At 70.4% G+C, this 8,186-nt stretch carries 9 protein-coding genes and 1 pseudogene; 7 read left to right on the top strand and 3 right to left on the bottom strand.

Annotated elements, in window-relative coordinates; all coding sequences use genetic code 11:
* The first annotated feature begins 17 nt into the window (after positions 1–17).
* Entirely contained in the window at positions 18–2,453 is a 2,436-nt protein-coding gene (locus ABT297_RS16965) for a Tex family protein (RefSeq protein WP_350549933.1), read from the top strand.
* Here ABT297_RS16965 and ABT297_RS16970 read toward each other — a convergent pair.
* Positions 2,407–3,024: a class I SAM-dependent methyltransferase gene (locus ABT297_RS16970; protein WP_350549935.1), complete on the bottom strand. Its 618-nt coding sequence runs from the start codon at positions 3,022–3,024 to the stop codon at positions 2,407–2,409. The genes ABT297_RS16965 and ABT297_RS16970 overlap by 47 nt on opposite strands.
* Positions 3,025–3,144: 120 nt before the next feature.
* Between ABT297_RS16970 and ABT297_RS16975 the strand changes: the two genes are divergently transcribed.
* Positions 3,145–4,005 (top strand): DUF2207 family protein, encoded by an 861-nt coding sequence (locus tag ABT297_RS16975; RefSeq protein ID WP_350549938.1) that lies wholly within the window; start codon positions 3,145–3,147, stop codon positions 4,003–4,005.
* Positions 4,006–4,061: 56 nt separating this feature from the next.
* On the opposite strand, the pseudogene rho reads toward ABT297_RS16975, so the two are convergent.
* Positions 4,062–5,255, bottom strand: a pseudogene (gene rho, locus ABT297_RS16980) (transcription termination factor Rho); the annotation flags it as partial.
* A gap of 344 nt (positions 5,256–5,599) precedes the next feature.
* On the opposite strand from rho, the gene ABT297_RS16985 reads away from it, so the two are divergent.
* The 4 genes from ABT297_RS16985 to ABT297_RS17000 all read left to right on the top strand — a co-directional run bounded on the left by ABT297_RS16985 (position 5,600) and on the right by ABT297_RS17000 (position 6,969).
* On the top strand, positions 5,600–5,875 hold the full coding sequence (locus ABT297_RS16985) for a hypothetical protein (protein WP_350549941.1): 276 nt from the start codon (positions 5,600–5,602) through the stop codon (positions 5,873–5,875).
* Positions 5,876–5,916: 41 nt separating this feature from the next.
* Positions 5,917–6,285 carry an ATP-binding protein gene (locus ABT297_RS16990; RefSeq protein WP_350549944.1) on the top strand — a complete coding sequence of 123 codons (369 nt, stop codon included), beginning with the start codon at positions 5,917–5,919 and terminating at the stop codon, positions 6,283–6,285.
* Complete coding sequence (locus ABT297_RS16995; protein ID WP_350549946.1) at positions 6,282–6,617, top strand: STAS domain-containing protein; 336 nt, start codon at positions 6,282–6,284, stop codon at positions 6,615–6,617. The genes ABT297_RS16990 and ABT297_RS16995 overlap by 4 nt, the downstream gene beginning before the upstream one ends.
* A 73-nt stretch (positions 6,618–6,690) precedes the next feature.
* A complete protein-coding gene (locus ABT297_RS17000; RefSeq protein WP_350549948.1) occupies positions 6,691–6,969 on the top strand; it encodes a hypothetical protein in 279 nt (92 codons plus the stop codon).
* Positions 6,970–7,223: 254 nt separating this feature from the next.
* On the opposite strand, the gene ABT297_RS17005 is transcribed toward ABT297_RS17000, so the two are convergent.
* Positions 7,224–7,427 (bottom strand): cold-shock protein, encoded by a 204-nt coding sequence (locus tag ABT297_RS17005; RefSeq protein ID WP_350549950.1) that lies wholly within the window; start codon positions 7,425–7,427, stop codon positions 7,224–7,226.
* A 487-nt stretch (positions 7,428–7,914) separates the two neighbouring features.
* On the opposite strand from ABT297_RS17005, the gene ABT297_RS17010 reads away from it, so the two are divergent.
* Positions 7,915–8,186 (top strand): hypothetical protein (locus ABT297_RS17010; protein ID WP_350549953.1); only part of this gene is annotated, 272 nt, incomplete at its 3' end.

Genomic DNA, 8,186 nt, shown 5'->3' on the forward strand with positions numbered 1-8,186 from the left:
TGAGTGGGGCACAATGCATGCTCGTGACGACCTCGATTCACCAGCGCATCGCGGAAGAGCTCGGCGTCAAGGAGCGGCAGGTGGCCGCGGCTGTCGATCTGCTCGACGGCGGGGCCACGGTGCCCTTCATCGCTCGGTACCGCAAAGAGGCCACCGAGATGCTCGACGACGCCCAGCTGCGGACGCTGGAGGAGCGGCTGCGATACCTCCGGGAGTTGGAGGAGCGGCGGGCCGCGATCATCGAGTCGATCCGCAGCCAGGGCAAGCTGGACGAGGCGCTCGAGGCACAGATCATGGCGGCCGACTCCAAGGCCCGCCTGGAGGACATCTACCTGCCGTACAAGCCGAAGCGGCGGACCAAGGCGCAGATCGCCCGCGAGGCCGGACTGGAGCCGCTCGCCGACGGGCTGCTCGCCGACCCGACCGTGGACCCGCAGGCGGCCGCCGCCGTGTTCATCGACGCCGAGAAGGGCGTGGCCGACGCCGCGGCGGCGCTGGAGGGCGCCCGGGCCATCCTCGTCGAGCGCTTCTCCGAGGACGCGGACCTGATCGGCGACCTGCGCGAGAAGATGTGGGGCCAGGGCCGGCTCGTGTCGAAGATGCGCGAGGGCAAGGAGACCGACGGCGCCAAGTTCTCCGACTACTTCGACTTCAGCGAGCCGTTCACCAAGCTGCCCTCGCACCGGATCCTCGCGATGTTCCGCGGGGAGAAGGAGGAGATGCTCGACCTGGTGATGGAGCCCACGGCCGACCCGGAGGCACCGTCGCTGTTCGAGCCGGCGATCGCGTCGAAGTTCGGCATCCGCGACCAGGGGCGCGCGGGCGACAAGTGGCTGAGCGACACCGTCCGCTGGGCCTGGCGCACCCGGATCCTGGTGCACCTCGGCATCGACCTGCGGATGCGGCTGTGGCAGGCGGCCGAGGAGGAGGCGGTGCGGGTCTTCGCCGCCAACCTGCGCGACCTGCTGCTCGCCGCCCCGGCCGGCACCCGCGCCACGATGGGCCTCGACCCGGGCTTCCGCACCGGCGTCAAGGTGGCCGTCGTCGACGCCACCGGCAAGGTGGTCGACACCCACACGATCTACCCGCACGTGCCGCAGAACAAGTGGAACGAGTCGATCGCGATCCTGGCCGCGCTGTGCCAGAAGCACAAGGTCGAGCTCGTCGCGATCGGCAACGGCACCGCCTCCCGCGAGACCGACAAGCTCGCCGCCGACCTGGTCAAGCAGTATCCGCAGCTCAGCATCGTGAAGGTGATGGTCTCCGAGGCGGGCGCTTCGGTGTACTCCGCCTCCGCCTTTGCCTCGCAGGAGCTGCCCGGCCTCGACGTGTCGCTGCGCGGCGCGGTCTCCATCGCCCGCCGGCTACAGGACCCGCTCGCCGAGCTGGTCAAGATCGACCCGAAGTCGATCGGCGTCGGGCAGTATCAGCACGACCTCTCCGAGTCGAAGCTCAGCCGCTCCCTTGACGCGGTCGTCGAGGACTGCGTCAACGGCGTCGGCGTCGACGTCAACACCGCGTCGGCACCGCTGCTGACCCGGGTCTCCGGCATCGGCGCCAGCCTGGCCGACGCGATCGTCGCGCACCGCGACGCCAACGGCCCGTTCCGCAACCGCCGGGCGCTCAGGGACGTCGCCCGGCTGGGCCCGAAGGCGTTCGAGCAGTGCGCGGGCTTCCTGCGCATCCCCGGCGGCGACGACCCGCTCGACTCCTCCTCGGTGCACCCGGAGGCCTACCCGGTGGTCCGGCGAATCCTGGCCACCACCGGCGGCGACGTCAAGTCGCTCATCGGCAACGGCACGGCCCTGGCCAAACTCAAGCCGGCCGAGTTCGTCGACGACACGTTCGGCCTGCCGACCGTGACCGACATCCTCAAGGAGCTGGAGAAGCCCGGCCGCGACCCGCGCCCGGCGTTCAAGACCGCGGCCTTCGCCGACGGCGTGGAGAAGATCTCCGACCTGACCCCTGGCATGCTGCTGGAGGGCGTGGTCACCAACGTGGCCGCGTTCGGCGCGTTCGTCGACATTGGCGTGCACCAGGACGGGCTGGTCCACGTCTCGGCCCTGTCGCGCACGTTCGTGAAGGATCCGCGCGAGGTGGTCAAGCCCGGCGACATCGTCCGGGTGAAGGTGCTCGACGTGGACATCCCGCGCAAGCGCATCTCGCTGACCCTCCGCCTGGAGGACGAGGCGACGCCCGCCCAGCGCGACGGCGGCCGCCCGCGCGGCGAGCGGCCCGACCGCGGCAACGGCGGCGGAGGAGGCGCGGGTGGTGGAAGTGGCCGCCCGCGCGGCGGCGACTCCCGCGGCGGCCGGCAGTCCCGCGAGTCGCGCGACGCGTTCTCCGGCGGCGGGGCGCTGGCCGACGCGCTGCGCCGGGCCGGCCTGGACAAGGGCCTGGACGGGCTCAAGGACCAGCGGAACAAGGACCAGCAGAAGCAGCGCCGGAAGTAGGCCGGCGCAGGCGCCAGATCCGCGTCGTCATGACGTCTCCGTCCTCGAGCGATCGGCGGACGGGGACGTCATACTCGGCGAGTTCCTCGAACAGCCGCTCCGGCAGGTGCCCGCGGCCCGGGTCGCCGACGAGCGCGTCCGCGGCGGCGGCGCGCAGGATCCTCAGTACCGTCGCGGAGACCGGCGCCGAATAGAAAACGTCCCCGGCCACGATCACCTCGGCCGGCACGGACGCCGCGGCCGTCTCGATCTCGACGCCGTTGCGGGCGGCGTTGCGCACGGCGGCGGCGAGCGCGTCGGGGTCGGTGTCCACGGCGGTCACCCGCCTCGCACCGGCCCGTTTGGCGGCGATCCCGACAAGCCCTGAGCCCGCGCCGAGGTCGGCCACCGTGCGCCCGGCGACGAGTTCGGGGTGGTCGAGCAGGTGCCGGGCGAGCGCGACCCCGCCTGGCCAGGCGAACGACCAGAACGGCGGCGGGGTGTCGCTGCGGTAGCCGCCGGTGGCGTCGAACAGCCGGATCCGCTCATCGGCCAGTTCGAGGTCGAGTTCAGGCAGCAGCGGGACTCGCATGTCTCGTCCTTCACCTCCATCTTTCCGGACGGTCGTCGTCACGGGTTACCGAGCCGGACGGTCTAGGGTGGTTGGGCAACCCGCAGCGCCACCCGTGTCCGCCCGCCCGGAGGTATTCCCGTGGATTGGCCCCCGTTCCTGCAGCTCAGCGTGCCGGTCACGCTGGCGGTGTGGGTCGCGCTGACGGCCGCCGCGCTCCGCCGCTCGCGCTCGCGGCTGCCCGAGCCCGGCGCGCCGCTGACCACCCCGCCGGGCGAGGAACCGCCGGCGGTGGTCAGCCTCATGGTGAACCGCTGGCGGTCCGACGAGGACGCGATCGACAGCACCCTGCTCGACCTGGCCGCGCGCGGCTTCCTCGAGCTGCGCCAGCCGGGCGAGGATCCCTCCGAGACTGCGGTGCGGCTGGGCAAGGGCGACGGGCGGAGCCTGACGCCCTACGAGCAGCAGGTCCTCGACCGCGTCCAAAAGCTGACCGTCGGCGGCGAGGCGCCGCTGACCAGCCTGGCGTTCCGCAGCTGGTCGGAGGCGCGCCGATGGCGCGCCGCGTTCTACCGCTCGGTGACCGAGGAGTCCCGGCACCGCGGCCTGTCCCAGCCTCGCCTGACCAGACGCACCCGCCGCACGCTGCTCGGCGCGGCGGTCGCCCCGTCCGCCTTCATGTTCGCGAGCTGGATGTGGATGTCCGCGAAGCTGCACGCGGGCCTGGCCGACCAGATCACCGGCTCGCTGATCGCCGCGAGCGCGGTGTTCCTGGCCTTGTACCTCGTGGCGGAGCTGCGCTGGAGCGACCGGAGCACGCCGGAGGGCACCCGGGTCGCGGCCGACTGGCTGTCCTACCGCGCCCACCTGGTCGCCGTCGAGGGAGTGACCGACCTGGCCCCGGCGGACGTCGCCTCGTGGGGCCGGGACGTGGCATTCGCCTCGGCGTTGGGGGTGCTCCCGACCGAGGAGGCGCTCATGCGCTCCCGGGTCGCGCTGTAAGGCGTTGCTTCGCTTCCGGGTCGCGCTGTGCTGCAGGCGCTTCCGGGAGCGGCCGATCAGGCTTGACCGCGCAGCAGCAACGTCAGGAACTCGGCGTTTGACTGCGTCTTGGCGAGGCGCTCCAGCAGCTGCTCTGTGGCCGGCTGACCGCTGGCGCCGAGCGCCTTGCGCAGCCGCTGGACGGCGAGCAGCTCGTCCGGGTGCAGGATCACGTCGTCGCGGCGGGTGCTGGACCCGTCGATGTCGATCGCGGGGAAGACCCGGCGGTCGGCGAGCTTGCGGTCGAGCTTGAGCTCGGCGTTGCCGGTGCCCTTGAACTCCTCGAAGATCACGGTGTCGCCGGTCGAGCCGGTCTCCACCAGGGCGGACGCGATGATCGTCAGCGAGCCGCCGTTCTCGATGTTGCGCGCCGCGCCGAGCAGACGCTTCGGCGGATACAGCGCGTTGGCGTCGATGCCACCGGTCAGGATGCGCCCGGACGCCGGGGCCGCGTTGTTGTACGCCCGGCCGAGCCGGGTGATCGAGTCGAGCAGCAGGACCACGTCGTGACCGAGCTCGACGAGGCGCTTGGCCCGCTCGATGGCGAGCTCGGCGACGCCGGTGTGCTCCCCCGCCGGCCGGTCGAAGGTCGAGGCGATGACCTCACCCTGCACGGAGCGCTGTATCTCCGTGACCTCTTCGGGCCGCTCGTCGATGAGCAGCACCATGAGGTGGCACTCGGGGTTGTTCCGCGCGATGGCGTTGGCGATCGCCTGCAGGACCATCGTCTTGCCCGCCTTCGGTGGCGAGACGATGAGCGCCCGCTGACCCTTGCCGATGGGCATGACCAGGTCGACCAGGCGGGCGGTGAGCTGCCGCGGGCCGGTCTCCAGGCGCAGGCGCTCCTGCGGGAACAGCGCGGTCAGCTTGGCGAACTCGGGCCGGTTGCGGGCCCACTCCGGGTCGTTGCCGTGCACGGTGTCGAGCCGGGTGAGGGTGCCACCGTTGGCGCCGCCGGTGACGGCGTCGCCGTGGCGCAGGCCGTAGCGACGGACCATCGCGGCCGGGACCGTGACGTCGTCGGGGCCAGGCAGGTAACTGTCGACCCGGAGCACCATCTTGTCGCGGTAGACGTCGACGATGCCGGCGACGTCGCGCGCCTCGCCCGAGCTGGGCGGCTGCGGCTGGTTGGCCGGGCGGCTGTGGTCGCGGGTGCGTTGCGCGGAACGGGTGCGCCGCCTTCCGTGGTTCTGGCCCGAGGGGTTCTGCTTGGGGGTGGTACGTTCCAACATTTTGGTTGGGGCCATATGCGTCCTCCTAAGGACTGTGCGGCCGGGAAAGGTGAATCTCCGGATCCGCGTGCCCGATGAACCTGACTGCGCTGCGTGTGCGGTGGCCGCCTGGCTTCCTGCGCGAGAGCGTGACACGCGGTGGCGAAGGGCGTCCCCGGGCGGCAGATTGCCGACTTCCGCGGGACTGAATCGACCGTAACGCGAAACGGCAACCTTGGGCAAGCCCCACGGAGGCGTGGCGCGCTACCGCGCGGCACCCGAACGCATCCCCGGACGGCACCGGATCAGCGGTTCTCTGAATGGTGTCACGGAGCACACCGATCGTGGGGGTTGACATGAACACGATGTTCGACACAGTGCGGGCCGAGGCCCTGTTCGCCTCCTCCCTGCAAGCGTCGCAGAAGCCGGCGCCGGTGGAGGTGCGCAACGCCGTAACCGGTGCGCTGCGCCGCTACGGCATCAACGGCTGCACCGCCCGGGTCGCCGGCGAGTTCGGGGAGCACCCCGAGACCGCCGCGGCCCGCATGGGGTGGGCGCTGGAGATGATCCGCTCGGCGTACCAGGAGTTGGCCTCCCGCGAGTTCGCGTACGCCGGCTGAGCTACGTTTCCGACGACGACCAATGCGGTATCAATCGGATTGTGGACCTTCGCCTGACCGTCGACCTGCCCCGCGACGTGGATCGCGTGAACACCCTCAGGCATGTTCTGGACGGGGCGCTGGCCGGGCTCGGCGTGGCCGAACAGGCCCGGACAGACATCGCCCTCATCGTCAACGAGACGTGGGCGAACGTGATTGCTCACGTTCGGATCGGCGTCGCCTTTCAGGTCCGGGCGACCGTCGACGAGACGCGCTGTGTGATTGAGGTCACGCACCCGGATGAACCCGCCACCGAAATCGGCAACGCCCTGACCGCCTCCGGACATTCCCTCCGGGTCGTACGCTCCCTCGCCGACGACGTCGATGTGGACAGCGACGGCCTCCTCATGAAGGTCACGAAGCTGCTATGACGGAATTCGCCGCCCAGGCCACCCCCGCCGCGGACGGCACGATCACCGTGACCGCCTCCGGCGAGCTCGACATGACCACCGCCCCCGAACTGATCAACGTGCTGCGCAAGGCGATCCACAGACACGGCCCGTCGCGGGTCGACCTCGACCTGACCGGGGTGACCTTCATGGACTCCACCGGCCTGCAGGTCCTGGTGGCCGCCAACACCGACGTCGGCGGCGAGCTGCGGATCACCGGCACGAGCCCGACGGTGCACCGATTGCTGCAGCTCACCGGCGTCCTGGAGGAATTCGGGTTGCCTTCGGCACGTTCTGGTGGAATAGCGACATAACCATTTCGCAACCGGACAGTCCCCGCACCGGCACCTGGATAGGAGTTAGCTGGACACAGCAGGAGGTCTCACAATGGAGTCCACGTTCCAAGCGGTCCGCGCCGAAGCGCTCTTCGCCTCCGCGCTGCAGATGTCCCAGCGCCCGGTCGACGCGGATGTGCGCGCGGCCGTGACGAGCACCCTGCGCCGCATCGGCGAGCAGGGCTGCGTCGCCTGCGTGGCGACGGAGTTCGGCGATCACCCCGAGACCGCCACCACCAGGATGAGCTGGGCGTTGATCATGATCCGGCACGCGTACGCCGAATCATGCACCCCGGAGGTCTTCGCCAGCCCACGGGCGTCGCTGAACTGAAGCATCGCGGCCATCCCGGCCCGGCCCGCTCAGGCGGCCGGGCCCTTTTCGTCTCCGGCCTCGCCCGCTTTCGTGTCGGGCCTCATCCGTTGCGGGGCTCCCGCCGGGCGGCCCCGATCGGGACGGAGAACGGGCCGGCGATGCGCCCGCCAGGCCCGTCCACAGAAACCGCAAAGCCCCCGCCGAGGTTGTCGGACGGGGGCTTGCTACTCCTTCGGCCGTGAAGCGGGTCTCGGCCTACGACTGGGGGTGTGTCAGACCGCGCGGATGTTGTCGGCCTGCGGCCCCTTCTGGCCCTGCGTGATCTCGAACTCGACCTTCTGACCCTCGGCCAGCTCGCGGTAGCCGGTGGCCTGGATCGCCGAGTAGTGCGCGAACACGTCGGGCCCACCGTTGTCCTGCGAGATGAAGCCGTAGCCCTTCTCCGAGTTGAACCACTTCACCGTGCCTGTTGCCACGTGTAACTCCTTAGCGACGGCGCCCCGATCCGCACCTCACGGATCAATGTTGAAACAGGCACACGCCACGGAGGAGACGGTAGCTTGCGCGCTGCAAAAGCGCAGCCCCGGTATCGCCATGCGGACCCGATCGACTACCAAACTGAAATGCACACACAAACCTTCTGAACACTCAGCGTATTGCGTCAATGAACAGTCAGTGATAGAACGATCGGCTTCAACCCCACAAGGCTCGCGCAGGGCGTAGGAATCTAGTACAGTCGGCTCAGTTCACATCGTCCGAACGGCTTGTTTGGGCGCGGGGCTCCGTCCAGCAGCGGCGGATCGACCCCGGTGAGCCCCGCAGGTCTTGCACCGGCGCTCAAGAAACGGGTGCCGAGAGCGATTCTTTGACCGGCGTGGCGGCGCATGCCAAACCTTCTCGGGCCGCAGCACCCGTCTGCGCCCAGGCCGCCGCCGGTCACCCCGCACCAGAAGGGTCAAACCCGTGACCGTCTCCGCCGACCGTGCAATCAACCGTGCCGACTCCGTCGACTACACCAACCGCGCCGTCTGCGTCGACCGTGCCATCGAGCGCGCCCTTGCCGAGCACGCCCCGAACACCCAAGGTGGCGGCGAAACCTCCGGCACGAGCACCCGCGCCACCGACGCCCAGGCCCGAGCGCTGCTCTCGCTGATGGCCGACCTCCCGGCCGGCGCCGACCGCGAGCGCGTCCGCGCCCGGCTGATCGAGCTGTACATCCCGCTGGCCGAGTATCT

The sequence above is a fragment of the Dactylosporangium sp. NPDC000555 genome, from assembly GCF_040300025.1.
Lineage (GTDB): Bacteria > Actinomycetota > Actinomycetes > Mycobacteriales > Micromonosporaceae > Dactylosporangium.

Coding starts and splice junctions, on each gene's coding strand:
- ABT297_RS16965 (WP_350549933.1), top strand. CDS start 18: ATGCTCGTGACGACCTCGATTCACCAGCGCATCGCGGAAGAGCTCGGC.
- ABT297_RS16970 (WP_350549935.1), bottom strand. CDS start 3,024: ATGCGAGTCCCGCTGCTGCCTGAACTCGACCTCGAACTGGCCGATGAG.
- ABT297_RS16995 (WP_350549946.1), top strand. CDS start 6,282: ATGACGGAATTCGCCGCCCAGGCCACCCCCGCCGCGGACGGCACGATC.
- ABT297_RS17000 (WP_350549948.1), top strand. CDS start 6,691: ATGGAGTCCACGTTCCAAGCGGTCCGCGCCGAAGCGCTCTTCGCCTCC.